Genomic DNA, 24516 nt, shown 5'->3' with positions numbered 1-24516 from the left:
CTCAAACTTTTTCTGGAACACATTATTCCATCATATCCGGAGTGTTCTCCGTTCCTTGCGGCGATTTTTGCATTTCTTCTATAATCTGGTCAATGGTGTTGTCATAGTTTCGATTTTCGGTTGTAGAATTATGCAGACTTTGAATGTCGTACACTAATGCTTCATTGTCGGTAACGTAAATATCGAAATAACGTGGCATGATTGACATTGCAGTCCTCTTCGCTACGTCTGCAGCGGTATTTTCGTTTATGGCTTCCGTTCTGTCATAGGCAATCAAAACTTCCTGGTCTGTGACAAGTGTTGCTACTTCATTAAAATCGTCATTTTGTAAGATTATCCTGGTAATCATATCGGCCATTGCATGACGATCAACAGTTATTTCTTTATTATTACTTTCTGTGTCATTTTCAAATTGTTCCTTTGTGTATCGAACATAACCGATTTGAGCATCCAAGTCCTGGTTTGCAGGATTTTGATAATTTCTTGTAGGGTTCAATTCGTTTACTATCTGTTCCCTTTCTGTCAACGTGTTATCTGTTTGACCACACGCTGAAAGAAATAAAGTAACTGCAAGTGCAATGAAAAATAGTGATTTCATGATTTACCTCCTATATTAGCGATTGATGTGATGCTTTTAGTTTCTTTAAAAAGCAAAAAATAATGCATGTAAATATTTCTGGTTTCCATAACTGCTCATGTGGTAAACTATAATAAGGTTAAGTGGGGTGAATTTCTTGATTGAATTGAACGGAAAGAACTACGAAATTATTGAAAATAAAAAAGACGGATTTCAGGAACAAGCATTGAAGGACCGCTATTCCGAAATTTTGGCGAAATATGACTATATTGTGGGAGATTGGGGCTATGACCAACTCCGTTTAAAAGGATTCTATAAAGATAGAAATGCAAAAGCAACGATTGAATCAAAAATCGGTACTTTGGATGATTATCTGCTAGAATATTGTAATTTCGGATGTGCCTATTTTGTTTTGAAAAAAATACCAAAGTAAACAATGTTATTTATAAAGAGCAGAACTTTCATGAGTCAAATGATTGGAAGAAGAGGCAACAGCTGTTGAATCTGTTGCCTAGCTTTCGTTCTATTCTAATCTTCGTCCCATTTCTGCCCGCATTCACTCCATGCTTGTTACTTTTCACTATCGTGGGTAGGGTGAGCGCCATCTGCCTGCCTTGGTATTCCATCATGCTGATTTTTATCAGGAAATACAAATGCACTGTCACGGTATTGTCCAGGTTTCCATGGTTCGGATTTGCCTGTTACTTTCTCATCTATATTAATTGCGGAACCATAAGGACCTTCAGGAAATTCTTCCGGAATTAACTGGTTTTTTTGTTGATCGACATTGGGAAAATTAGAGTATTCCTCTTTATGATTATCTTTCATTTGTAAATCGCCACCTTTAGTTGTGTTACAGCAATTATAGTATGTGTATTAACGAAAGAATTATGACAGTTGATGTTGTAGTCTATTGTTTGAAGAAAAGAGGAGAATTTATCTTTCCGTGTAATAATAAAAGCAGCTAATCCATGATTCAATAGATTAGCTGCTTTTATCTTCACAGTAGATATAAAGTGGGACGTAACTTCAATGTTAAATATAAAGCACTTTTAATGGGAAATAGATTCTCCAGCAACCGCAGCCCGTATACACTGCGCTTTTGGTGTGAGTGTATTCCCCAGAGCGTTTGCCGAAGTAACTTATTTCCATAACCAGCGCTACAGATCTAACATGAATAGCAGTTACTTCGGAGTTTACAGATATTGTGCAAATGATAACAGTTTTTTCGGTAGGGTGAGCAACCTCAGTCGCGATCGTTAAAACAGCTTATTTTCTAAACCGTACATAACCTCTAAATTTTTTCTCAATCAGTCTTCCTAAGCGGAACAGAGCATCTTCATTCCCGTTTGTGCTCATAATTTGAACGCTGACTGGCATATTGTTCTCATCGACTCCAACAGGCACTGTCAAAGAAGGCAATCCCCAGACGTTCGCATATGCCGTATAGGGCATATATTGCAGAAATGTCTTTCGAATAGAAAAAATTTCTTTGAAGACCTGACCATGTGGTAAGGCTCCTGAATGGTATACCGGAAAGATCAACAAACGATTTTTTAAATATGACGCCAGCAGTTCATCTCCTTGCTCAAGTGTTGCTTCAATTTCGCGAATACGCTTGAGGGATGGTCGGAACATTTTCGCTCCCATGATTGCCCAGGAAAGGTATGGATGTATCTTCGTACGTTGTGTTAATTTTTCCTTGAAAAAAGAGGTGTATACATGGGATCTGTCATTGTTGTATGCTTCCAGTTCAATTAATTTACTTCCTTCAATGGACATAATTTCTTGCCATATAAGAGCACTATTCTTGAAATATGGTGGAATTGCCCGTTTTGTTGAGTATATTTTTTCCAGAAATAATTGAAGCTGATCAAGAATTTCTTTTGTTTTTTGTGATAACGGATAGTCGATATTTCCAGGTAATATTTCTATTCGAAAATGCTGCAGTTTTTTTTGTTCCAATGATGACCCCGAAAGAATTTGATAGAGAAGCCTCATGTCCTGAACGGATCTCCCCATCGGACCTACAGTCATCATCCGCTCCTGAAGCGGATTAATCACATGCGGGAAATGGCCGGTAGTGGAAACTTGATACATCCCGGGCTTGAAACCGATAACGCCATTGAAATGTGCTGGAAAACGAATCGAACCACCGATATCTGAACCGATGCCAGCAGCAGCGCCTCCAATTGCGAGTAGTGCTCCCTCACCCCCGCTGGAGCCCCCGGCAGTCCGGCTAACATCCCACGGGTTGTTTGTTCTTCCATACAATTTATTCTCTGTTTCCTGACAAAAGCTTAATGCTGGTGTATTGGTTTTACCTAAAATAATGGCTCCTGCATTTTTTAAACGTGTGACAATCTCGGCATCGTCCTTGGAAATCAAATCCTGCCGGTGTTCCAGTCCACCTGTTGTCTTCATATCTGCAACATGCACCGATTCTTTTATGCTGATTGGAACACCGTGCAAAGGTCCTTTAATCTCATTCCTTTCAAGCATAGAATCCATTTCCGTTGCTTCTTCCAGAGCTTTCTCAAACCGATCTTCCACCATGGCGTTAATTTCTGGATTGTTTTCTAGTATATGTTTGATGAAAGCTGTAACAGCTTCGACACTGGTCATGTCATGATTTTGGATGGAACTAGCTAAAGCCGTTGCATCCATATCGATGATTGATTTTTCTTCCATTTGCTTTCCCTCATTATAAAGATCATTTTATTAAATATATCATGTTTTAACTTATATTCATAAAGAATATGATATGATAAAATTATAGTCAGTTATGGAGGTATTATGAATGTATTTTGTGGATCAAAGTAAAATTGAGCAAACACTTATATATATGGAAGAAATCCTTCTGGAAATAAAAAAGCAATCATTTAGTAGTAAAATCGAAAAATTTGGTCTAGAGCGAATGGTTCATGTCCTAATTGAATCTATCCTTGATGTCGGTAATATGATGATTGATGGGTTTATTATGCGTGATCCAGGAAGTTACAATGATATTATCGATATATTGATTGATGAGAAAGTGCTGCCAGCAGAAGAAGAAGAACAGGGATACAAGTCTGTCATCGGTCTTCGCAGGATGCTCGTTAATGACTATACAGATATTAACCATTCCATGTTAATTGAGATAATGAGGGATAAAGAAGAAATGTTAGGTAAGTTCAGCCAAAACATTCGAATCTATTTAAAAAATGAACTTGGAGTAGCCAACGCTTTTTCCAATGAATAAAGGTGATGAAAATGAGTAAACGTACACCTACAAAAGAAAAGCTGCTGCACGTCTTAAAAAAGAATAACGGTTTAACCATTGGAGCTATCATGGCGTATTTTTCCATTTCGGAAATTGCTGTTCGAAAGCAGCTTCATGAACTTGAGCAGAACGGTTTTGTCAATTCGGTTGCCCATAAACAAAAGATTGGTCGTCCATATTTCACATATGTTTTGACTGAGAAGGGACATGAGACATTTCCTAATCAATATAAACATCTCCCTGTTGAACTATTGCAAGATTTAGAAGAGTTACATGGAAAAGCAGCTGTTGAGGAGCTTTTGAATAAGCATGGTGAACGCGATAAATCTTCCTTCAGAAAAGCCATACAACTAGAAGACTTTGATGAAAAGGTAACTGAAATGATACGTATACAGAACGAAAAGGGGTATATGCTCGAGGTTGAGAAAACCGAAGCTGGTCATTATGAAATACAAAATTTCAATTGCCCGGTAGCCAATATCGCTAAGTGCTATCATCAGTTGTGCACGAATGAGAAAAAGCTATATGAAGATATTTTCTCGGAAAGTGAAGTTAAAGCGCATTCTTTTATAACAGAAGGTGAACCTATTTGCAGTTGGACAATAACAAAACCTGAAAAAAGATGATTCAATCATCTTTTTTGGCAGATACAAAAGTTTAAAACGCTCCTATCTGTATAAGTGTAACGAAGTTTTCTGAAACGGAGAAGGATTTTATATGAAAAAGTATAAAGGATATTTAATCGATTTGGATGGAACGATGTATCGCGGAACAGAAGTGATTGATGGAGCAGCTGACTTTATTGATGAACTTTCCGCACGAGGTATTCCTTATTTGTTTGTTACCAATAACTCATCAAAAACCCAGGAGGATGTATCCAATAAGTTAAATTCCATGGGTATAAAATCCACACCAGATCAGGTTGTGACTACAAGTCTTGCAACCGCAAATTATATTCGTTCAAATAAGGAATATGCCCGTTGTTTCGTGATTGGCGAGTCTGGCCTAATTCATGCCCTAGAAGCAAGTGGATTGGTCATTACGGAAGAAAAATGTGATTATGTTGTCATGGGCATTGATCGTCAAGTGACCTATGAGAAGTTCGTTAAAGCTTGTCTTGCCATACGGAATGGTGCATCATTTATTTCCACTAATAGTGATGTGGCTATTCCGACGGAGCGTGGGTTACTTCCAGGAAACGGGGCATTGACGTCGGTTGTGTCCGTAAGTACGGGCCGTAAGCCAACATTTATCGGAAAACCCGAGGCTATTATCATGCAAGAGGCTTTACATATTCTTGGTCTATCAAAAGAGGATACGTTAATGGTAGGAGATAATTATAATACAGATATAAAGGCAGGGATCAATGCGGGCATTGATACATTAATGGTATTCACTGGCGTAACCCCGTTTGATGATCTCGAGACTCTAATCAAACAGCCAACCTATCATGTACATTCTCTGAAAGATTGGGTAAGGTATATTTGAAATGAACGGAACCAATAATAATGTTGTAGAAAAAAACGCTTCAAGACTTTGAAGTGTTTTTTCACTATTTACTCAACTAGGGTAACACTAAAAAAAGTTCAAACGTTTAAATGGGTTAAACTTTCGAATGTCACTAATAATCGCCTTACTGATTTGACAAACGGAAGGCTGGTTTTGTTATTTTTGTTACTTTATAAGCTTCGCATTTTATGTGAACTGCGAATTAACTTAATTAATTACAATTGGATTTGATATATGGTGTGACGCTGGATAAGTAGCTTCGGCGTTCGCTCTAGGGAAGCGCAGTGTATACGGGCTGCGGTTACTGGAGAATCTATTTTCCATTAAAAGTGCTTTATATTTAACATTGAAGTTACGTCGCATTTTATATCAAATCCGATGAAAGCCTTACATTTTTTAATTAACGCGAATAAGAGTTAGCCCAAATTGTAACTAGAAGGATCGAGCAATACTTCCACAAGACTTTCAAATAGCTTTACTTGAGAGGGATTGGTCCAGTCTTCTTCGACTTCTGCCATTAACCACATTACTTCATCAAGAAATACATGCCCAAGTGCTCGATTCCACTCCCTTTGTTCCAATTCGGTAAAACTCATATATTCCTTATAACCTGATAAAAATAAATTCCATTCAGAAGGTGTGAACATACGGGCAGGAGCTGTTGCCATTTCATTATGGAATAAAAGCAATGCAAGTGCCAAATCAAAAATTTTAGGAATCCTTAATGCATTATCAGGATCAATCAGAAAAGGATCCGGTGTATAGATTAAATTATTAGCTTTATAATCATGAGGTGTTGTAACTGACGGTAATGGTAAACGTCTTAATTCTTCCTGCTGTGCGACAATCTCCAATAGCTTCTTTTTCAGCTCCATGCTGTCGATATAAGAACCTGCACCTTCTGCAAATCTTTTAATATTTTCAACACTTTCATCTACCTCTTGATTATTAAAATTGAAAACATCATATTCATCCAGATCGTATGTATTTTCAGTCGGTGAAAGATGGTGGATTTTCCCTAACAATTCCCCGGCTTCATAAATTTCATGTTGTTTTCCTGAATATACCAATCCATGAATAAATGGGTAGACAACATAAACGTATTCTCCGATTGACTGTGGATTGTCAGTATCGAGTGTTACTGGGGTAACAACATTAATTCCCTTTTCATTTAAGGCTGTCGTATAAGAAATAAGACGGTTCGCTCTTGCCATTGGACTTTGGGTGCGCTTTACAATAAATGCATTCACCCGATAAACTGGAGAGAAAGAATAAATACTTTTAGGTTCTTCTGTTGACTGGAAACCAAATGTCTGTAAAACTTTACATCCACTCATACCAATACCCCCGTATTTCAAATCAATATAATTATAAAAAACACACAGCAAGACAGTTTAATCGCTGTGTGTTTCTATGTTATGCACATGTGATTTCCTGGTATAAGAAACGATAATCTACAGGCCTGCATAAATGCTGCTAATTTTCACGAGCCAAGAAGGATATTCAAATATCAACTTCCTCCATGTCCTCTGCATCACTATGGGCCAATCTACTTGATGCAGCAGCGGCAATTGCACCGACGATATCATCAAGAAACGTGTGGATTTCACCACTGGATTTATCATTTAGTTTTTTCAGTATTCCGGGCTTTTGTTTATCGATGTATCCGAAATTGGTCATTCCTATGGATCCATAAACATTAACGATGGACAATGCAATAACCTCATCCACTCCGTACAGACCTTCATCAATCTCAATTGTTTTCTGTAATGGTTCTTCAAGTTTTTTCTGCTCTGCAAGAACATCCAATTGGATTCCTGTCAGAATCGCATTTTGGACTTCTCTTTTTGTAAGTACGCGGTCTACATTGTGCCTGCATACATCCATGGATAAATTTTTATGATATTTCGCTTGTAAATAATAGACAAGTTCAGCAATATCATCCAATCCGACTCCACGTTGTGTAAGTAATTGTCTAGCTTTAATTTCGAGTTCACTTTTATTTGTATATTTAGCCATCAGATCACCTTTTCATTATTGTAGTTAAATTATCTTTTCTTCATTCATACACTTTTATTAAAAGGGAAAAAGGGGAGATTGCTTTGCCAATGGAAGAAATGTTGAATATTCATTACCATATCCAGGTGGAAGATAAACTGTTTCTTGGTAATAAAGAAGGTTACAGACATGGTGACACTATCTATTTTACCATTTCTGGAACAAACAGGGAAACAATACTAATGGAACAAGCGGCACTTTCTTATTATTTAAATGAAAATATCCCGGAAAGTCTGGCCCTGCCGATTAAGAATGTGGATGGTGAATGGTACACGACTTATGCAGACGATTTCTGGATGGTTTTAAAGCTTCCAACATTGACTCGAAATCACGAAGACTCAACTGGTATCCGTTTAGCAAAAATTCATCAAATTGGTGCCCAGTTCAGATATGAACCAAAAACGATTTCAAGCTATGGTAAGTGGAAGGAACTTTGGATTGAAAAAATAACTACTTTTGAGAATGCAATCGAAAAACAAGCCTATGAAACCCCCTCAGACTATTACCGGACTTTGATGGATTTTCTTCCATACTTAATTGGAGTCAGTGAGAATGCCATTCAATATTTGCAGGAGAGCGAACGTGAAAAGCGCATTCTCGCCACTGACCAGGGGACGACAACCTTCATTCGGTTTGAAGCGTTTTCGGAGCAATCGATTATTTGGACAGATCAGCTTATCTATGATCATCCCTCAAGAGACATTGCTGAATATATACGTCATTCCTTTCTAAAAAATGACAGTTCGAAAAAAATGATACGTTTCTTGAATGATTACCAGAAACTATGTCCATTATCCATTTTCGGATGGCGATTAGTGTACGCACGATTACTCTTCCCTATACATGTTTATGATTTAATTGAACATGGATTCACGCATCCGGATGTAGCTAAGTTAAAAAGGATGATTACGTTACAGGCAGATTATGAAAAGCAGCTAGGTTCATTTTACAAAACAGTTGGAGTGGATAGTGAAAGTTGGGGAATACCTGTGTTACACTGGCTGTAACGATTAAAAGTGAGGGGAGAACATGGGAAAAGCAAGGATTTATATAACAAGGAAAATACCGAATTCATTGCTCGCCGATTATGAGAAAATCTTTTCGGTTCGCATGTGGGAGAAAGAAGATGAAAGGGTACCTAGAGAGGTTTTACTGACAGAAGCGAAAACAGCAGATGGTATACTCACAGTTCTAACTGATCAGGTTGATGAAGAACTTTTGTCACAAGCTGCAAATTTGAAAGTAGTTGCAAATCTTGCTGTCGGTTATGACAATATCGATTTGCTTGCTGCAAAAAAACATGGCGTCATTGTCACGAATACACCTGATGTATTATCAGAGACAACGGCAGATCTTGGATTCGCATTGCTGATGGCAACTGGAAGAAGGGTAGTTGAAGCAAATGAGTTTATCAAAAACGATAGATGGAAGGAATGGGCCCCATACCTGTTGGCTGGAACTGACATCCATCATAAGACAATAGGCATATTGGGCATGGGAAGAATAGGGGAAGGTATAGCGAGACGTGCCAAAGGATTTAATATGATGGTCCGCTATCATAATCGTACACGCAAAGAAGCCGCAGAAAGGCAACTCGGAGCAATCTACTCAAGCTTTGATGAATTGCTGTCAAATTCCGACTTTATTGTTTCGGTTGTTCCACTTTCAAAGAAAACGGAAAATATCTTTAATAAACAGGCATTTGAAAAAATGAAATCAAGCGCTATTTTCATTAATATATCCCGTGGTGGAGTCGTTGATGAAGATGCATTACTCCAGGCACTCAAAGAAGGGAAGATAAAAGCGGCGGGACTTGATGTGTTCAAGGAAGAACCGATATCTTCCGAACATCCACTTATGGGAATGCCAAATGTTGTATGTCTTCCTCATATCGGATCTGCGAGTGAAGAAACCCGAACAGCAATGATTAATCTTTGTCTGAATAATCTTAAAGGGGTTCTTTGTGGAAGTGGTGCCATAACACCTATCGATTAATTGATAAAAGGGACAGTTTTTTTAAAATAGAAAACAAGCTTTTTCGTCTGTGCATCTATGGAAGTTTTATAAGCCTATACTTTCTATGGTAAAAAAAGGCAGACAAGTGTATTGTCTGCCTTATAATATATAAAGTTCTTAGAAAACTTGTTCGATTTCTTTCACTCCAGGAACTTCTGCCATTAAAGCGCGTTCGATTCCTGCCTTTAAAGTGATTGTAGAACTTGGACAGTTTCCACATGCACCCATTAGACGAAGCAAAACAACACCGTCTTCATCGACATCGATTAATTCGACGTCTCCACCGTCACGCAGTAAGAATGGACGTAATTTATTCAATACTTCTTGTACTTGCTCTTGCATATCCATCTACTCCTTTCCATACTCCCATTATAAATTGTATTTGTATAAAAATCTATCTTTGAAATTAATTTTAAGTTTCCAGTCAATTATATTTTATCTTTATATAAAGATTTTGTAAAATAAAATACAAGGAGGGGATACGGTGGAAACTAAAAAAGTTATCATAACCATTTACGGATCGGAACAAATTTGCGCCAGCTGTGTTGGAGCACCAGGTTCAAAAGATACGTATGAGTGGCTACAGGCTGCAATCGGAAGAAAGTATATAGATGCCCCAATTGCATATGAATATATTGATATCAATCAGCCTCCTGATGTGGAAAAGCATCAGAAGTTTGTGGAACAGATTATCGAGGAGGATTTATTTTATCCAATCGTTTTTGTGAATGATGAAATGGTCGCAGAAGGAATTCCCCGTTTGAAGACAATATATAGCTCTTTGGATAAACACGGCATACAACTACAGTCATAACAGAAGGCAGGTACTCATAATGGAAATACCCTTTATCAAAATGCATGGATTGGGAAATAATTACATTTATATTGATCTGTTCCAACATAATCTAGAAGAAGAAATGCTGGCTGATATTGCTCAGAAAGTTTCAAATGTTAACACGGGAATTGGTTCGGATGGAATGATTTTGATTCACCCTAGTGAAAAAGCGGACCTTGGCATGCGGATATTTAATAAAGATGGGTCTGAAGGAATGAGCTGTGGCAATGGACTACGATGTACGGCCAAATATGCTTACGAACATGGCATAATCAAAAAAGAAAAGTTCAGCATTGCGACAAAAGCGAATATTGTGGAATCCGAAGTGCAATTAGAAGGTGACCAAGTTCAGGAAATCACGATCAATATGGGCGCACCTGACTTACGTCGCATGGATATTCCAATGATGGGAAATGACGATCCGAAAGTAGTATCGGAACCGTTTATTGTTAACGGGGAAAAATTACATGTAACAGCTGTATCGATGGGGAACCCTCACGCTGTGTTTTTTGTGGACAATATAGAGGAAGCTCCATTATATGAGCTCGGACCTAAAATTGAAAAGGATATGCGCTTTCCTGAGGGCGTCAATGTCGAATTCATCGAAATTGTATCCCCTAACGAAATAAACTTTTGTGTTTGGGAACGTGGATCTGGGGTAACGCAAGCATGTGGAACAGGCGCATGTGCAGCTGTCGTAGCTTCTGTTTTAAATAATCATGTGAATCGGAATGAGGATGTTGTCGTTCATTTGGCTGGTGGAGATTTAACAATCAAATGGGATGAATATGGTGATGTCTGGATGACCGGTGGGGCGGAAGTTATTGCAGAAGGAATTTTTACGTATTCCAAATAGAAATCAAATGGTTGAATATCGTTTGTTGTGTTGTATACTTAAGATATTACTAAAAAGAGGAGGTCCGGCAAATGGTCATTAATATAACGGATAGTGCGTGTGCTCAAATTAAAGAAATGATGAAGGATGAGTCTGAAAATGCACGATTGCGATTTGGTATAAAGGGTGGAGGCTGCAGCGGATTGTCCTATTCATTGGGTTTTGAGTACGATGTAAACGAAGAACTGGATGTCATGGAAGATATTAACGGAATTCCTGTTGTGTTTTTCAATCAGGACATACCTATCATAGAAGGTACAACCATTGATTTCAAACAAAATATGATGGGCGGAGGGTTCAGCATCGATAACCCGAATGCCATCGTTTCCTGTGGATGTGGATCATCATTCCGTACGAAAGATAAAGTCGGAACACCAGGGGACTGCTAATAAAAAAGAAAGCCAGAGCGCATTTATTTTCTGCTCCGGCTTTCTTTTTTTCTTAAAACATTGCTGTTGAATGCTTCGGTTGGACACGAGCTTTTGGATCAATATAGTTTTTGGCATTGTTGACTGCCGTTGGACCTTCCCCAAATCCGGTTACGATCAGCTTTACTTTACCTTCATAGGTGCAGATATCACCTGCCGCATAGATTCCGGGAATATTGGTTTCCATTTTTGTGTTGACGACGATGCTGTTTTTTTCAATGTCCAGTCCCCAATCCTTAATTGGCCCTAGACTTGAAATGAACCCATAATTACAGATGACATCATCCACTTCAAGGTCCATTTTTCTCTCGCCTTTTACTTCTTCCAATATAATTCTGTCGACTTTATCGGAAGTAACAATATCAGTTGGTGCGAATGGGGTCAACACCTCTACCGTTGAAGTCATCAATTGTTCCACACTATGCTCATGAGCACGGAATTGATCGCGTCTATGAACAAGCTTTACATTTTTTGCAACTTTTTCTAGCATTAGTGCCCAGTCAACTGCGGAGTCTCCGCCACCTAAAAGAACAACATTTTTATCCTTGAACTGATTCATATCTGTAACATGATAATGTAAATTCTTTCCCTCGAAATTTTCACTTTCCCCAATGTTTAAACGGCGTGGCTGGAATGCTCCATTTCCTGCTGTAATGATGATTGTTTTTGTATAATGAATTTCTCCGGTAGTTGAAGTCATCTTAAAGGAGTTATCTTCTAGTCTATCCAATTTTTCAATAGCTTGTCCTAATACAATTTCAGGATTGAACATGCTTATCTGTTCTTCAAGTCTGTCGACAAGCTCCTGTGCACGTACTTTTGGGAATCCAGCTACATCATATATATATTTTTCCGGATAAAGGGCCGTCAGCTGTCCGCCTGTATGTGGCAGGCTTTCGATTATTTTAACACTTGCCTGACGCATTCCTCCGTAGAAAGCTGTGAATAATCCAGCAGGACCCGCTCCGATAATCGTGATATCGTAAATTTCTTCAGACATGATAAACCCTCATTTCTCTCTATTAATTTGTGCCATTTATATCGTACCATAAACACTGGAGGCATGGTATAAATGGGTACTTAATTTGTTTTAAGGGAAAATTAGGAAGGGCTTGATTATTAAAAATGCTTGATTTAGGGTTGAAATTTATTGCCAAAAAAGCTAGTATGAATAAGGATATATTACAGGTTGATGACAAATAGATGTTATTTTAGTAACTTTTTATAAGGCAAACTGACACGTACATTCATTTTGTCTTATGAGTTAGTGAAGAGAATCACAAATAGGAAACATCCTAGAATATGGAGTAGTGAAATTAATGAAGAAACCACATATAGTAATTTTAGGTGCTGGATATGGTGGCATGATGACAGCGGCAAAATTGCAAAAAACACTGCATCCATCGGAAGCAGTTATTACACTTGTTAACAAAAATGATTACCATTACCAGACGACATGGCTTCATGAAAATGCTGCTGGTACACTTCATCATGATCGGACTAAAATTAAGATTAAAGATGTCATAGATTCAAACAAAGTAAATGTTATTTTAGATGAAGTGATCTGTGTTAAGCCAGAGGAGAAAATGGTAAAACTTTCAAATGATGAGCTTAAATATGATGTTCTTGTTATTGGATTAGGATTCGAGGCGGCAACATTTGGTATTCCCGGGCTGAATGAGCATGCATTTACGATCGATAATATTAATAGTGCCCGTGTACTGAGGGAGCATTTGGACTATAACTTCGCATGCTACCATCATGAGATGGAAACAAATGATGCTCGACTCAATATTGTCATTGGAGGCGGCGGTTTCACGGGAATCGAGTTTGCCGGAGAATTGGCAAATCGAATTCCACAGCTGTGTGAAGAATATGACATTGAAAAAACCCAGGTAAGGATTATTGTAGTTGAAGGTGCATCAACTATTTTGCCCGGATTTGACGAGCGGCTTGTTGATTATGCCATGAATTCATTGGAATCTCGTGGAGTAGAATTTATCAATGGTGCAATGCTGAAGGAATGCAAGAATGATAGTATTGTTTATGAAAAAGATGGAAAACAAATTGAAATACCAACAATGACAACGATTTGGGCGGCAGGAGTTCGGGCAAATTCCATTGTTGAACGCTCTGGATTTGAAACAAACCGAGGGAAAGTTGAAGTACGGGGTGATATGCGTACCCCTGATCATGATGAAGTTTTCGTTATTGGAGATTGCGCATTAATTATAAATGAGGAGACCGGGCGACCATTTCCTCCGACAGCGCAAATTGCAATCCAGCAGGCTGAAACAGTTGCAAGCAATGTGAAAGAAAAGGTCCGTGGTGGAAAACTAAAATCGTTCGTACCTCATTTACAAGGGACAATAGCTTCGCTTGGTAACGATGATGGGATTGCCGAAGTCCTTGGTCATCAATTATTCGGTTGGAAAGCAGCAGTTATGAAAAAAGTGAGTGATAACCGTTATCTTCTTAAATTGGGTGGGATCGGTCTCTTGATGAAAAAAGGTAAGTTTAACTTCTTTCATTAACTAGCCCAAAGCTCGGGGACAATAGTCATGAGAGGTTCACTTACTTATCCAGAAAGGTAAGTTTATATCTGTAAATAAAGCAAAGGCAAGCGTATAGCCTTTGCTTTTCTTTTGTTTTATTATAAAATGACTCTTATATGCCTGTATAGATAAATGAGGGGGAGTTACTACATTGATCCAATTAATTGTTTCTGTTATGTTATACTTTATCATCTTTTTCGGGATAGCATTTATATTGAATATGCTTTTAAGAAGAACCTGGTTGATGGCATTCCTATATCCGTTTATTATAGTTATGATAATTGATAATATCTCCACGCTCGAATATTTTACAAATACTGGAGATGCTTTTGCAAAATTGTTAAGTGAAATAACAAGTTTAGCAGTTGCAGATGTCATCATTTTATTATCTGGCTTAGCTGGAGCAATCGTTTCCGGTATGGTTATAAAGTTCTTGCGTAAAAGTGGCTATCAAATGTTTTAATTCCTTTTTTTTGAATAAAATTTTAATAGATTGGAAATGATAGCATCCAAGAGGTGTTAATCATGAAAATCAAAAAAAATATTTGGCATGTTGGAATGTTGGTGCTGATTATGTTTATATTCACGCAGGCATTTCATTCCATTACGGATGCCACATGGATTGAAAGAAAAGCTGAGGCAATGGACCAGCCGGATTCGCAGATCACTTCAAAATCAGCTGAGTATAGACATAGTGCATTAACATATAAAAGTTTAAACACTGCAAAGGCAAAACAAAGGTACATTTCAAGTGATGAGATTCATGCTCCAAAATCAATTGAAGAAGCAATTGACTTCAATCAGTATCCAGTTACAACGGTTTTGGCTACAGGTTATACGGCAGGAATCGAATCAACTGGGAAAACATCAGACCATCCGGAATACGGAATTACTTTTTCGGGAGTTAAAGTAAAGCGAGACTTGTATTCTACCATTGCTGCAGATTTAGATGTCTATCCGATTGGGACAATTCTGTATATCCCTAATTATGGTTACGGTGTAGTTGCAGATAAGGGAAGTGCAATCACAGGGAATAAAATCGATTTATATTACCATACCGTTGAAGATGTATTTTCACAGTGGGGTAAAAGAGAAGTTGATGTATATATCGTGGAATTGGGCAATGGTCAACTTAGCGAAGAGCAGCTGAACCAATTAAACGAAAATGAAGCCATGCAGGTATTCAGACAACAAATTAATGAAAGTTAATATCAAAAGCAAAAGTAGCCAGTAAGCATTCAAAATGAAAAGACTCCCTAAAAATTTAGGGAGTCTTATTTTCATTTCCATGCGTATAATAATATTTCTAAAGAATATCTATCGACGTTACTCATTCCATCGAATAAACTGTTGTTACGACACATATCTGTCTGTATACTACGAAGATCAGGAGCAACAATATTCAAAAAGAGCTTTTATTGGAAAAGTGGATAAAGAAGGAATGCAATGATAATACCTGTCAAACCGCCGAAAAATACTTCAATAGGCTGATGGCCGAGTAATTCTTTCAATTCCTGGCGTTTCTCATACTCTTCCTTATTATTCCAATCCTTTGCACTCTCAGTAAAATGATGAAAATCATTAATTAATCGATTTAGAACAGCAGCCTGTTCCCCAGCTTGTCTTCTCACCCCAGAAGCATCAAACATGGTAATTACACTAAAAATACATGCCAAGGCAAATACATTGGAAGTTACTCCTTCTAAAATACCAATTGCCGTTGTCAATGCAGTTACAGCAGCAGAATGACTACTGGGCATTCCACCGGTGCTGAATGCAAGCCCCGGTTGGTATTCTTTCGTGAGAATGAATTTGATTGGAATTTTAACAACCTGAGCAAACACGATTGCTGCTAATGCTGCCCATAAAGGGAAATTGGAAAACAAAGCCATAAGCTAAAAACATCCTTCCTGCTGATCGAAACCGTTGTTACATCGGTTCGCTTCCGTATTGATGTTGTTATTTTACCATACCGAAGTTTCCAGGTAAACGAATGTCTGAAGCTAATGAATAATCTCTGCTATATTTTAGTGTTTTTGAGTGAACTAGACAGTCGCGACATCTGTTTGAATTTGTCTGAAAGTCGCAATTAAAAAGCAACAATTGCTATCATGGTCATTCAGACGGAAACCGCATCTAACGTAAAAACGTAATGCTTCTATTCCGTTTCATTAGGAAATGATAGTCAATCGTACAACTTCATAAAAGCAGGCTGTCCATTAATGGGCAGCCTGCTTTCGTATAACTATTTAATTACTGCATCCAGAGCAATTTCCATCATTTCATTAAATGTCGTCTGACGTTCTTCTGCAGTAGTTTCTTCGCCAGTAAGGATATGGTCAGATACAGTCAGTACAGATAGAGCCTTACGACCATATTTTGCTGCAAGCGTATAAAGTGCAGTTGTTTCCATTTCAATAGCAAGCACTTGATATTTGGCAAGCAGTTCATTTACTTCTTTTGCATTGTCGCGATAGAATGTATCGCTTGTAAATACATTTCCGACTCGCAAATGGAGTCCCTTTTCGACACCGGCATCATAGGCATTTTTCAAAAGCTCAAAATCAGCAATTGGTGCATAATCAATACCATTGAAAATTAACCGGTTCATATTGGAGTCAGTGGTTGCACCTTGTGCTAAAATTACATCACGTACTTGAACATCTTTCTGAATGGCACCACAAGTACCGACACGGATAAGTTTTTTAACGTCATAGCTCTGAATCAGTTCATTTACATAAATAGAGATGGATGGTACACCCATTCCGGTTCCCTGTACGGAGACACGTTCACCTTTGTATGTACCTGTATACCCGTACATGCCGCGTACTTCATTGTATAATTTTGCATCTTCCAGAAACGTTTCAGCAATAAATTTTGCGCGGAGCGGGTCTCCAGGCAAAAGAATCTTATCAGCAATTTCTCCTTGTTTTGCACCTATATGAACACTCATTTCATTTCCTCCTTGATTTATAAAAACTAGTTTAAATTAGGCTCTCCTCATAAATTTTGTTGCTTTTATTTCGTCGTTTTAAAATTAGGTTTCACTACCAACATTTTTTTTCGGTGGAACGAGCAGCGACCGAACCGATCTTTTAGAAAACAGCCTTAAATTAAAGTTATCACAACAGGATGTTAAAGACAAATTTCCTCTTTATATGATAATTTATGAGTTAAATCTTTCATAAAACCGCGTAATTGTATATAATAAAATTAGGTTTATGTGAACCAATAACAGGTATGGTTTAGTGAGTAACCTAATTACAGTAAATAGATTTTGGAAGGATGAGATAAAATGAAAGCACAAACATTTACGATTACAGCTGATACTGGAGTGCATGCAAGACCTGCAACTCTACTCGTTAATAAAGCGGGCCAATATAATTCTGAAGTAGAGGTATCTTATAAAGGGAAAAAAGTTAACTTAAAATCAATTATGGGTGTTATGTCACTAGGAATCCCTAAAGGTGCTGAAATCGAAGTTACTACTGATGGTAATGACGAAGAAGATGCATTGAATGGTATTGCAGAAGTAATTAAAGAACACTTAGGTGAGTAATCTAAAAAGCTAGGGAACATGAATTTGTTTCCTGGCTTTTTGGGTTTAGGGTTTTTATGAAGTAAGAAATTATCGTTTGTTGCTTGTACAAAAGCATAAACGTACCCACCTACATAAGTGTAACAAGGCTGTCACCGAAATGCTTGGTGACAGCCAGTTTTTAAGCAAGTAAGGCATCCGCACAAAGGATTAGGCAGTTGTCAAGTTTTCTAATAATAATGCTTTTCTAGAGAATTTAATTTTAGCAGTGATTGCTTGTTAAATTCATGATCCTCTGCAACTAATTTCTGACGATAATTTTTAACTGCTTCTTTCAGGGATTTTCCATAAGGAGGAATCTCACCTTCAAAAGAATGGACAGCCGCTTTTTTGACATTCATTTTTTCGTGATGCGCCAGAGCTTTTCGTTCATGGAAAAACACATCCTCAAGCTTTCCATAGTTATGAAGATCGCCTTGCAGTGGGTGTTTCAGAACAGCGAGCACTTCAATCAGATAGTTTGCTCCCCGGTCCTCGATTACTTCACCGATATATGTACCTGAATGATAATGTGCTTTGACAGTATCTCCGATTTTAACTTCTGCCATTGTATCACTCTCCTTAGCTATATTGTGCCAAAAATGTAGCAGTTTGGCGAATATTTGACTCATTTTGTTGGTCAATAGAATAAATTTGATATAATAAGAAATGAAGGATGTGAAGAATGATGATGCCTTTTCTTTATTTTCCCGAAGATAAAGCGGAATATATTCCAGCTATTATCGCTCTGGCAGTTTTTATATTTATGGCAGTTCTTGCTATGAACTTCATGATAAAAAAATCCAGAAGAGATGAAAAGGATTTTAAAGAGAAATACGATAAGCTATTGAAAAAAGCCAGCAATGATAAAACCAATTCTTGAGCTAGCCTCCTTATATTCTAATATAAGGAGGCTTTTTTTACTGTTACCGACAGGCTTGGTGCATGCCTTCGTTTTTAATGTTTAGTTTATAGTATAGTTGCAAATACTGAGTAGAAAGAGATGCTAAAGGAGCTAGTTATATGCGTTTTATTTTCTTGCTTATCCTACTTATTTTAACCGCCTGTCAGGAAGACAGCCCTACAAGTAAAACAGTGGAAATGTACAATGCCTCAGGAGATATGGTTGGAACGGCGACATTGAATGAACAGGAAGAGGGAGTAGGGATAGAACTTAAGCTGGAAGGTCTGGAACCGGGTTTCCATGGAATACATGTACATGAGTTTCCTATATGTGAAGGCCCCGATTTTATATCTGCAGGCAATCATTTCGATACAGAGGGCAATGAACATGGTCTGATGCACCCTGAGGGAGCCCATCTCGGTGACCTGCCAAATATTGAAGCCGATGGCGAAGGACTCGTGGAAGCGGAACTGATGCTAGCGGGTGCAACCCTGCTTGATGGAAAAGATTCCATATTGAAAGAAGAAGGAACTTCGTTGGTTGTTCATGAATCCCAGGATGATGGGGTCAGCCAGCCAAGCGGGGATTCCGGAGCAAGAATTCTGTGCGGTGAAATTAAAAGGGACGAGGATAACGGTGCAACAGAAGAGTCACCTACAGACCCGACCGATTTTAATGAGGAGCAGGACGAGTAGCTGGAAATTAGCGATGTGTTGTAATCTTGCCGATAAAAACCAATATTCACCGAAAAATAAAAAAAGATAGTTGATAAGTGCGTAGTGAATGCGTCTTAAATAATCTCAAGTTAACCATAATAGAAAAAGCAGTCAAATGCTGAGCGCATTTGGCTGCTTTTAAATCAAAGAGCTTGTACCGCTCCAACAATCCGGTTTACGCCTTCTTCCAATGTTGCACGTGGACAGGCGATATTGATTCGCATGAATTGATCGCCCTCTTCACCGTATTCCGCCCCTGTATTCAAGCCGACTCTCGCTTTTTCAATCATAAATCTTTTCAGTTCCTTGCTGTCCATATTAAGTTCGCTGCAGTCAACCCAAAGTAAGTATGTTCCTTCAGATTTAACGACTTTAAGTTGTGGTGCATGTTTGGCAAACATTTCCGTAACATAGTTCGCGTGGTTTTCGAGTAATGCCACAAGTTCTTCCAACCACGATTCACCATACGTATAGGCAGCTTCCATCGCCGTATTTCCCATCATATTCAACATATTATGGAAACCTTGTCTGCTGAACGCAGCATTCAGTTGTTTGCGCTTATCTTTATTTGTCGTGATAACATAGGAAGCATCCAGACCAGCAAGGTTAAATGTTTTGGAAGGTGCCATGCAAGTAATGGTCTGATCGGCAATCTCTTCAGAAAGAGATGCAATCGGAATATGATGCTTCCCCGGGAATACGAGGTCGCTATGAATTTCATCCGAGAAAATCATGACATCATATTTCAGACAAAGTCTCGCCATTTCCTGCAATTCTTCTTTTTTCCATACTCTTCCTACAGGATTGTGTGGAGAGCATAAGATAAAGGCTTTAACACCACTTCTTAATTTTTCCTCGAAATCATCGAAATCAATCGTATAATAATTATCTTGATTTATAAGTGAATTCTTTACAACTATTCTGTCATGTTCAGTAATTACACTGTAAAATGGAGTGTAGACAGGGGATTGAATTAAAATTTTATCCTGTGGTTCAGTGAATGCCTGTACTGCCATATGTAAGCTGGTTACTACACCAGGACTATAGGTTAACCATGATTTATCTATTGTCCATTGATTTCTTTTCTTCTGCCAGTCAATAATTGCACCAACCACATCATCATCTACGACTGTATAGCCATAAATACCGTGCTGTGCGCGTCTAATCAAGGCATCATTTACCTCTTTCGGTGCTTTGAAATCCATATCGGCAACCCACATCGGGAGAACTTCGTCGGATTGGAATACTTCTTGAAGCATGTCCCATTTGGCAGACCTTGTATTTCTGCGGTCAAATATTTCATCAAAGATACTCATATTCAGTCAGCCTCCTACTTTCATTATTGCTATTATAGCAAAGAGTACTTGAGAATGCGCAAAAAAAAAGCAAAGCGTCGAAACGCCTTGCCTACAGGGGGAATACGAGAAAGTCTTACATTTATAGTATTACCCGGTGTTAAAAATTATAAACAGCTTTTTAAAATTATTTTTTTGGAAATGCAACTTTATCTAAAACTTCTTTCGTTTCACAATAGATAAAAGAAAGGGGGAGAGTCCCCAATTGAATGAACAGGAGATTATCCAAAGAGTAAAATTAAATGACGAAAAAGCGTTTGAACAATTAATTGACCATTATAAACCAGTAATAGAGAGATTTGCTTATCAGTTTGGCATTAAACAGGAAAACATTTCGGATATTGTTCAGGAAACCTTCATTAAAATTTACAGGAAGATTCATTTGTATACGAAAGGAAAGTTTTCAACATGGCTGTACAAAATCACATTAAATGTAACCCGGGATTATTATCGAAAAGAGAAGAGAAGTACTAAATTAATGGATCGAGCCAAGGAGCGACAGCAAGGAATGCATGCGAGAGGGTATTATTTTGAAAAACAGGAGCATTTATTTCTGCATGAATGTATTCAGAAACTGGACGCTAAGTATAAGCTGCCATTAATCCTCTATTATTTTCATGATAAAACATACGATGAAATTGCCCTTATATTAAATATAAAGTTATCAATGGTGAAAACAAGAATTTATCGCGGCAAAAGGAAAGTGAAGGAACTATATGAATCTACTATCGGGGAGGAGGTTTATCAAAATGGATGATAAAAAGCTTGATAAATTGCTTCATCATCTAAAGCAGGATTATGATAAGTTACCTGTACATACAGATACGGAACACGTAATGAATAAGTTATTTAACAAGAAAAGGAAATCAGTTCGGGGGAAGCTACTCCCAGGTTTGGGCTTAGCTTTGGGAATTTTATTATTTATGCTCGTGTCATTACCCTATTTAAGTGATTTTCAACAAGGGGAGAATAAGACCAACTATCTTGAAATGTACTATTTGGAAAAGAAGAACGCGTTTTGGGAAGAACTTGGTATCGAACAGGTGGACTTGTTCGGGGAAGTAGAGTTTGCTGAATCAATTATTGAAGAATACAAGTCAACAACTGATTCGGACAGATTGAATCAGGCAAAATCAGAAATCGATACTGCTTTTACAACTCCCAATCAATTAGCGAAGCAATTAAATGAAGAAGGAGAGTTGCTTTTAGCTGATGATCGTTTCCGTGTAAAGATGCGTCAGATGGAAGACACCTTTCAAGGTTATTTCCAAGAATTATTATTGGAACATAAAATGGACGTATATGCGCGGGATGAAGTAATTGCAGCACAGGACAATATAGATCGTTACGAAGGATCATCAGAAATCGAAGCCTTTCTGCATGCAATAAGTGAACAAGGATTCATGATTGTTCCGCTCCAAGACGGAACAAACGCTGCAGAAATCCAAATTGATTATGAATGGATATACGATAAAAGTGAAAATTTCGAGGGCTTTGAAGGATATAAACGTTTCTTGGAGCTGTCTACAACAATGATTGATCATAATTATCCAGGTGCAACAAATAGATTTGAAATACCGTGGACAGAGTTTGATACAATTTTACTTGAAATAGAAGATTTATATGATTCCCACCCTGAAGAAAGGGATCTCTTATTTAACAAGTTGGGATTGCACTATACGGCGATGGTATATTTGAATGACTATATTCTTGGAGGGGTCGGGACATCCTGGGATTTGGTATATGGGATGGAAATTGATGATGAATCCGCCAAAGCAGAACTAAGGAATTTTGCGAGCGAACATAAAGGTTCACGTTTTGGCGAGATAGTAGGTGGTATTGTCAACGAATATGAAGCTAATGGATGGGTCTTAAAGAGCTTTCTTATAATGGATGAAATGAACCTCTTATTTCACGAAAGTTATGATCATATAAGCTATGGGGATATTATCGAATCCAATAGATGGCCAATTACTGAAACGACAAAGCAAAATTATAATAACTTTAAAGAAAAGAAGGATAGAGACGTACGGAACGAACTATCTTCACTTGAATATCTGGCAATCTACATGTATGCAGCTGTTAACCGAGACACGGAGGTAGTCGACGCATTATCTGTAAGTGACAGTGATTTTAAAAGCTCAAATCAGCCCGATTGGTTCCAAATAGCGATTGATGCCAGATATATTATAAGGGCAGAAGGGGACGATAAAAAGGCAGTCTACCATTTTATTGGAGAGAGCTATGAAACAGAAATTATAACAGAGATTCAGATGCTAAAAGAAGATGGATTCTGGAAGGTTTCTGGTCAGAAAATGAATTAAAATGAAAAGACATCACATGCTGTCCTAGCATGTGATGTCTTTATCTTTACTATTTTTTTTAAAGACGTTTTTCTAATTCTTCTTTCTGAGTTTCGTATCCAGGTTTACCAAGTAATGCAAACATATTTGTTTTGTATGCTTCTACACCAGGTTGGTCGAATGGATTTACGCCAAGCAGGTAGCCGCTGATTGCACAGGCTTTTTCAAAGAAGTATACCATATAACCGAATGTATAAGCATCAAGTGCAGGTACTTCTACAATCAGATTTGGAACGTCACCATCTGTATGGGCAAGCATCGTACCTTGGAATGCTTTGTCGTTGATCTCATGAATTGTTTTTCCTGCAAGGTAGTTCAAGCCATCGGAATCATTTTCTTCCGCTTCAAGCGTCATTTCTTTTTTAGAAGAATTAACATGCAGAACCGTTTCGAAAATATTTCTGCGGCCTTCTTGGATGTATTGCCCTAATGAATGAAGGTCTGTTGTGAAATTGGCTGAAGAAGGGTAGATGCCTTTTTGATCTTTTCCTTCACTTTCGCCAAATAGCTGTTTCCACCATTCGGAGAAATACTGCAGGCTTGGCTCATAATTAATGAGGAGCTCAGTCACCTTTCCTTTGTTGTATAATACATTTCTGACTGCAGCGTATTGATAAGCCGGATTTTTTTCAAGTGATGGATCAGCAAAATCATTCATCGCATCTTTTGCACCCTGCATCATATCATCAATGGAAATGCCGCTGACAGCAATTGGCAATAGTCCTACCGCAGTCAATACAGAATAACGGCCGCCGACATCATCCGGAATGACAAACGTTTCATAGCCAGCCTCATCTGCAGAAGTTTTCAAGGCACCTTTTGCTTTGTCGGTAGTTGCATAAATGCGACCTTTCGCTTCCTCCGCACCATATTTTTCTTCAAGATACTTTTTGAAAATACGGAAGGCAACTGCAGGTTCTGTCGTTGTACCACTTTTTGAAATCACGTTAATGGAAAAGTCTTTATCTTTTAGTACATCAAAAAGCTCGCTCATGTATGTAGAACTTAAATGATGGCCAACAAAGATAATCTGTGGTGCATTGCGTTCCTCTTTGGAAAGCAGGTTTTGGAAAGAATGGTTCAACATTTCAAGGGCAGCACGTGCACCAAGGTATGAACCACCGATACCAATTACAAGCAAAATATCGGAATCATTTCTAATTTTTTCAGCGCTTTTCTTAATCTGCGCATATTCTTCTTTGTCATAGTTTTCAGGTAGGTCGATCCAACCGAGAAAATCATTTCCGGCACCGGTTTTTTCATGAAGCATTTGGTGTGCCGCCTCAACATATGGGCTTAGATTTTTCACTTCCTGTTCATCGAAAAACTTCAGTGCTTTATCATACGTAAATGAAACATGTGTCATTGTTATCCTCCTTGTAGCTACTGTAATAATTCAACTTAACTTTAAGCTAATAGGATTGTGAAATCAAGAACAAAGCTTGTTATTTTCGTTTGATTTTAAA

At 38.0% G+C, this 24516-nt stretch carries 29 protein-coding genes; 17 read left to right on the top strand and 12 right to left on the bottom strand.

Annotated features, from left to right (window positions below):
* Positions 1 to 22: 22 nt before the first annotated feature.
* On the bottom strand, positions 23 to 598 hold the full coding sequence (locus MN204_RS11305; RefSeq protein WP_249871185.1) for a YhcN/YlaJ family sporulation lipoprotein: 576 nt from the start codon (positions 596 to 598) through the stop codon (positions 23 to 25).
* 136 nt (positions 599 to 734) lie between these two features.
* On the opposite strand from MN204_RS11305, the gene MN204_RS11300 reads away from it, so the two are divergent.
* Positions 735 to 1010 (top strand): YutD family protein, encoded by a 276-nt coding sequence (locus MN204_RS11300; RefSeq protein ID WP_249871184.1) that lies wholly within the window; start codon positions 735 to 737, stop codon positions 1008 to 1010.
* A 137-nt stretch (positions 1011 to 1147) separates the two neighbouring features.
* Here the strand turns inward: MN204_RS11300 and MN204_RS11295 are convergent, their stop codons facing one another.
* Both MN204_RS11295 and MN204_RS11290 read right to left on the bottom strand, forming a co-directional pair.
* On the bottom strand, positions 1148 to 1405 hold the full coding sequence (locus MN204_RS11295; protein WP_249871183.1) for a hypothetical protein: 258 nt from the start codon (positions 1403 to 1405) through the stop codon (positions 1148 to 1150).
* A 441-nt stretch (positions 1406 to 1846) separates the two neighbouring features.
* Positions 1847 to 3268, bottom strand: a complete 1422-nt coding sequence (locus MN204_RS11290) for an amidase (RefSeq protein ID WP_249871182.1) — start codon at positions 3266 to 3268, stop codon at positions 1847 to 1849.
* Positions 3269 to 3377: 109 nt separating this feature from the next.
* On the opposite strand from MN204_RS11290, the gene MN204_RS11285 reads away from it, so the two are divergent.
* From MN204_RS11285 to MN204_RS11275, 3 genes are all read left to right on the top strand, one after another.
* Positions 3378 to 3818 carry a DUF86 domain-containing protein gene (locus MN204_RS11285; protein WP_249871181.1) on the top strand — a complete coding sequence of 147 codons (441 nt, stop codon included), beginning with the start codon at positions 3378 to 3380 and terminating at the stop codon, positions 3816 to 3818.
* 11 nt (positions 3819 to 3829) lie between these two features.
* On the top strand, positions 3830 to 4465 hold the full coding sequence (locus MN204_RS11280) for a helix-turn-helix transcriptional regulator (protein ID WP_249871180.1): 636 nt from the start codon (positions 3830 to 3832) through the stop codon (positions 4463 to 4465).
* Positions 4466 to 4556: 91 nt separating this feature from the next.
* Entirely contained in the window at positions 4557 to 5327 is a 771-nt protein-coding gene (locus MN204_RS11275; RefSeq protein WP_249871179.1) for a 5' nucleotidase NucF, read from the top strand.
* A 437-nt stretch (positions 5328 to 5764) separates the two neighbouring features.
* On the opposite strand, the gene MN204_RS11270 is transcribed toward MN204_RS11275, so the two are convergent.
* Entirely contained in the window at positions 5765 to 6685 is a 921-nt protein-coding gene (locus MN204_RS11270; protein ID WP_249871178.1) for a phosphotransferase, read from the bottom strand.
* A gap of 166 nt (positions 6686 to 6851) precedes the next feature.
* Positions 6852 to 7367: a phosphatidylglycerophosphatase A family protein gene (locus tag MN204_RS11265; protein ID WP_249871177.1), complete on the bottom strand. Its 516-nt coding sequence runs from the start codon at positions 7365 to 7367 to the stop codon at positions 6852 to 6854.
* 89 nt (positions 7368 to 7456) lie between these two features.
* Here MN204_RS11265 and MN204_RS11260 point away from each other — a divergent pair, with 89 nt between their 5' ends.
* Both MN204_RS11260 and MN204_RS11255 read left to right on the top strand, forming a co-directional pair.
* A complete protein-coding gene (locus MN204_RS11260) occupies positions 7457 to 8413 on the top strand; it encodes a YutH/CotS family kinase-like spore coat protein (RefSeq protein ID WP_249871350.1) in 957 nt (318 codons plus the stop codon).
* Positions 8414 to 8435: 22 nt separating this feature from the next.
* Positions 8436 to 9401 (top strand): 2-hydroxyacid dehydrogenase, encoded by a 966-nt coding sequence (locus MN204_RS11255; RefSeq protein WP_249871176.1) that lies wholly within the window; start codon positions 8436 to 8438, stop codon positions 9399 to 9401.
* 138 nt (positions 9402 to 9539) lie between these two features.
* On the opposite strand, the gene MN204_RS11250 is transcribed toward MN204_RS11255, so the two are convergent.
* Positions 9540 to 9764, bottom strand: a complete 225-nt coding sequence (locus MN204_RS11250; RefSeq protein ID WP_249871175.1) for a NifU family protein — start codon at positions 9762 to 9764, stop codon at positions 9540 to 9542.
* Between the two features lie 142 nt (positions 9765 to 9906).
* Between MN204_RS11250 and MN204_RS11245 the strand changes: the two genes are divergently transcribed.
* The 3 genes from MN204_RS11245 (at position 9907) to MN204_RS11235 (ending at position 11541) form a co-directional block, all read left to right on the top strand.
* A complete protein-coding gene (locus MN204_RS11245; protein ID WP_249871174.1) occupies positions 9907 to 10236 on the top strand; it encodes a YuzD family protein in 330 nt (109 codons plus the stop codon).
* A 16-nt stretch (positions 10237 to 10252) separates the two neighbouring features.
* Positions 10253 to 11113 carry a diaminopimelate epimerase gene (dapF, locus tag MN204_RS11240; RefSeq protein ID WP_249871349.1) on the top strand — a complete coding sequence of 287 codons (861 nt, stop codon included), beginning with the start codon at positions 10253 to 10255 and terminating at the stop codon, positions 11111 to 11113.
* A gap of 71 nt (positions 11114 to 11184) precedes the next feature.
* Positions 11185 to 11541 carry a HesB/IscA family protein gene (locus MN204_RS11235; RefSeq protein WP_249871173.1) on the top strand — a complete coding sequence of 119 codons (357 nt, stop codon included), beginning with the start codon at positions 11185 to 11187 and terminating at the stop codon, positions 11539 to 11541.
* A gap of 52 nt (positions 11542 to 11593) precedes the next feature.
* Here MN204_RS11235 and MN204_RS11230 read toward each other — a convergent pair whose 3' ends face one another.
* Positions 11594 to 12580 (bottom strand): NAD(P)/FAD-dependent oxidoreductase, encoded by a 987-nt coding sequence (locus MN204_RS11230; protein ID WP_249871172.1) that lies wholly within the window; start codon positions 12578 to 12580, stop codon positions 11594 to 11596.
* Between the two features lie 319 nt (positions 12581 to 12899).
* On the opposite strand from MN204_RS11230, the gene MN204_RS11225 reads away from it, so the two are divergent.
* The 3 genes from MN204_RS11225 to spsC all read left to right on the top strand — a co-directional run bounded on the left by MN204_RS11225 (position 12900) and on the right by spsC (position 15344).
* Positions 12900 to 14114, top strand: coding sequence for an NAD(P)/FAD-dependent oxidoreductase (locus tag MN204_RS11225; protein ID WP_249871171.1), 1215 nt, complete (start codon positions 12900 to 12902; stop codon positions 14112 to 14114).
* 172 nt (positions 14115 to 14286) lie between these two features.
* Positions 14287 to 14598 (top strand): YuiB family protein, encoded by a 312-nt coding sequence (locus MN204_RS11220; RefSeq protein WP_249871170.1) that lies wholly within the window; start codon positions 14287 to 14289, stop codon positions 14596 to 14598.
* A 62-nt stretch (positions 14599 to 14660) separates the two neighbouring features.
* Complete coding sequence (gene spsC / locus MN204_RS11215) at positions 14661 to 15344, top strand: stationary phase survival protein SpsC (protein WP_249871169.1); 684 nt, start codon at positions 14661 to 14663, stop codon at positions 15342 to 15344.
* A 206-nt stretch (positions 15345 to 15550) separates the two neighbouring features.
* Here spsC and MN204_RS11210 read toward each other — a convergent pair whose 3' ends face one another.
* Both MN204_RS11210 and deoD read right to left on the bottom strand, forming a co-directional pair.
* A complete protein-coding gene (locus MN204_RS11210) occupies positions 15551 to 16027 on the bottom strand; it encodes a divergent PAP2 family protein (RefSeq protein ID WP_249871168.1) in 477 nt (158 codons plus the stop codon).
* A 353-nt stretch (positions 16028 to 16380) separates the two neighbouring features.
* Complete coding sequence (gene deoD, locus MN204_RS11205) at positions 16381 to 17088, bottom strand: purine-nucleoside phosphorylase (protein WP_249871167.1); 708 nt, start codon at positions 17086 to 17088, stop codon at positions 16381 to 16383.
* Positions 17089 to 17430: 342 nt separating this feature from the next.
* On the opposite strand from deoD, the gene MN204_RS11200 reads away from it, so the two are divergent.
* Positions 17431 to 17694: a phosphocarrier protein HPr gene (locus MN204_RS11200; protein WP_249871166.1), complete on the top strand. Its 264-nt coding sequence runs from the start codon at positions 17431 to 17433 to the stop codon at positions 17692 to 17694.
* A 209-nt stretch (positions 17695 to 17903) separates the two neighbouring features.
* Here the strand turns inward: MN204_RS11200 and kapB are convergent, their stop codons facing one another.
* Positions 17904 to 18281 carry a kinase-associated lipoprotein KapB gene (gene kapB / locus MN204_RS11195; protein ID WP_249871165.1) on the bottom strand — a complete coding sequence of 126 codons (378 nt, stop codon included), beginning with the start codon at positions 18279 to 18281 and terminating at the stop codon, positions 17904 to 17906.
* Between the two features lie 116 nt (positions 18282 to 18397).
* On the opposite strand from kapB, the gene MN204_RS11190 reads away from it, so the two are divergent.
* Together MN204_RS11190 and MN204_RS11185 are read left to right on the top strand one after the other, a co-directional pair.
* A complete protein-coding gene (locus tag MN204_RS11190; RefSeq protein WP_306798676.1) occupies positions 18398 to 18595 on the top strand; it encodes a hypothetical protein in 198 nt (65 codons plus the stop codon).
* Between the two features lie 140 nt (positions 18596 to 18735).
* Positions 18736 to 19311, top strand: coding sequence for a superoxide dismutase family protein (locus tag MN204_RS11185; RefSeq protein ID WP_249871164.1), 576 nt, complete (start codon positions 18736 to 18738; stop codon positions 19309 to 19311).
* Positions 19312 to 19475: 164 nt separating this feature from the next.
* Here the strand turns inward: MN204_RS11185 and MN204_RS11180 are convergent, their stop codons facing one another.
* Positions 19476 to 20648, bottom strand: coding sequence for a MalY/PatB family protein (locus tag MN204_RS11180; protein ID WP_249871163.1), 1173 nt, complete (start codon positions 20646 to 20648; stop codon positions 19476 to 19478).
* Positions 20649 to 20892: 244 nt separating this feature from the next.
* Here MN204_RS11180 and MN204_RS11175 point away from each other — a divergent pair, with 244 nt between their 5' ends.
* Positions 20893 to 21444 (top strand): RNA polymerase sigma factor, encoded by a 552-nt coding sequence (locus tag MN204_RS11175; protein WP_249871162.1) that lies wholly within the window; start codon positions 20893 to 20895, stop codon positions 21442 to 21444.
* A complete protein-coding gene (locus tag MN204_RS11170) occupies positions 21437 to 23011 on the top strand; it encodes a hypothetical protein (RefSeq protein ID WP_249871161.1) in 1575 nt (524 codons plus the stop codon). The genes MN204_RS11175 and MN204_RS11170 overlap by 8 nt, the downstream gene beginning before the upstream one ends.
* Before the next feature lie 58 nt (positions 23012 to 23069).
* On the opposite strand, the gene MN204_RS11165 is transcribed toward MN204_RS11170, so the two are convergent.
* On the bottom strand, positions 23070 to 24416 hold the full coding sequence (locus MN204_RS11165; protein ID WP_249871160.1) for a glucose-6-phosphate isomerase: 1347 nt from the start codon (positions 24414 to 24416) through the stop codon (positions 23070 to 23072).
* Positions 24417 to 24516: the final 100 nt, after the last annotated feature.

This window comes from Oceanobacillus saliphilus, assembly GCF_023522835.1.
GTDB lineage: Bacteria > Bacillota > Bacilli > Bacillales > Amphibacillaceae > Oceanobacillus > Oceanobacillus saliphilus.
Note: the sequence above shows the minus strand (reverse complement) of the source record. Positions and strands in the feature narration are given on the sequence as shown.

Bases quoted from the DNA above. Each gene is read 5' to 3' on its own strand.
- MN204_RS11305 (WP_249871185.1), bottom strand. From the start codon at position 598: ATGAAATCACTATTTTTCATTGCACTTGCAGTTACTTTATTTCTTTCA.
- MN204_RS11295 (WP_249871183.1), bottom strand. From the start codon at position 1,405: ATGAAAGATAATCATAAAGAGGAATACTCTAATTTTCCCAATGTCGAT.
- MN204_RS11290 (WP_249871182.1), bottom strand. From the start codon at position 3,268: ATGGAAGAAAAATCAATCATCGATATGGATGCAACGGCTTTAGCTAGT.
- MN204_RS11285 (WP_249871181.1), top strand. From the start codon at position 3,378: ATGTATTTTGTGGATCAAAGTAAAATTGAGCAAACACTTATATATATG.
- MN204_RS11280 (WP_249871180.1), top strand. From the start codon at position 3,830: ATGAGTAAACGTACACCTACAAAAGAAAAGCTGCTGCACGTCTTAAAA.
- MN204_RS11275 (WP_249871179.1), top strand. From the start codon at position 4,557: ATGAAAAAGTATAAAGGATATTTAATCGATTTGGATGGAACGATGTAT.
- MN204_RS11270 (WP_249871178.1), bottom strand. From the start codon at position 6,685: ATGAGTGGATGTAAAGTTTTACAGACATTTGGTTTCCAGTCAACAGAA.
- MN204_RS11265 (WP_249871177.1), bottom strand. From the start codon at position 7,367: ATGGCTAAATATACAAATAAAAGTGAACTCGAAATTAAAGCTAGACAA.
- MN204_RS11260 (WP_249871350.1), top strand. From the start codon at position 7,457: ATGGAAGAAATGTTGAATATTCATTACCATATCCAGGTGGAAGATAAA.
- MN204_RS11255 (WP_249871176.1), top strand. From the start codon at position 8,436: ATGGGAAAAGCAAGGATTTATATAACAAGGAAAATACCGAATTCATTG.
- MN204_RS11250 (WP_249871175.1), bottom strand. From the start codon at position 9,764: ATGCAAGAGCAAGTACAAGAAGTATTGAATAAATTACGTCCATTCTTA.
- MN204_RS11235 (WP_249871173.1), top strand. From the start codon at position 11,185: ATGGTCATTAATATAACGGATAGTGCGTGTGCTCAAATTAAAGAAATG.
- MN204_RS11230 (WP_249871172.1), bottom strand. From the start codon at position 12,580: ATGTCTGAAGAAATTTACGATATCACGATTATCGGAGCGGGTCCTGCT.
- MN204_RS11225 (WP_249871171.1), top strand. From the start codon at position 12,900: ATGAAGAAACCACATATAGTAATTTTAGGTGCTGGATATGGTGGCATG.
- spsC (WP_249871169.1), top strand. From the start codon at position 14,661: ATGAAAATCAAAAAAAATATTTGGCATGTTGGAATGTTGGTGCTGATT.
- MN204_RS11210 (WP_249871168.1), bottom strand. From the start codon at position 16,027: ATGGCTTTGTTTTCCAATTTCCCTTTATGGGCAGCATTAGCAGCAATC.
- deoD (WP_249871167.1), bottom strand. From the start codon at position 17,088: ATGAGTGTTCATATAGGTGCAAAACAAGGAGAAATTGCTGATAAGATT.
- MN204_RS11200 (WP_249871166.1), top strand. From the start codon at position 17,431: ATGAAAGCACAAACATTTACGATTACAGCTGATACTGGAGTGCATGCA.
- kapB (WP_249871165.1), bottom strand. From the start codon at position 18,281: ATGGCAGAAGTTAAAATCGGAGATACTGTCAAAGCACATTATCATTCA.
- MN204_RS11190 (WP_306798676.1), top strand. From the start codon at position 18,398: ATGATGATGCCTTTTCTTTATTTTCCCGAAGATAAAGCGGAATATATT.
- MN204_RS11185 (WP_249871164.1), top strand. From the start codon at position 18,736: ATGCGTTTTATTTTCTTGCTTATCCTACTTATTTTAACCGCCTGTCAG.
- MN204_RS11180 (WP_249871163.1), bottom strand. From the start codon at position 20,648: ATGAGTATCTTTGATGAAATATTTGACCGCAGAAATACAAGGTCTGCC.
- MN204_RS11170 (WP_249871161.1), top strand. From the start codon at position 21,437: ATGGATGATAAAAAGCTTGATAAATTGCTTCATCATCTAAAGCAGGAT.
- MN204_RS11165 (WP_249871160.1), bottom strand. From the start codon at position 24,416: ATGACACATGTTTCATTTACGTATGATAAAGCACTGAAGTTTTTCGAT.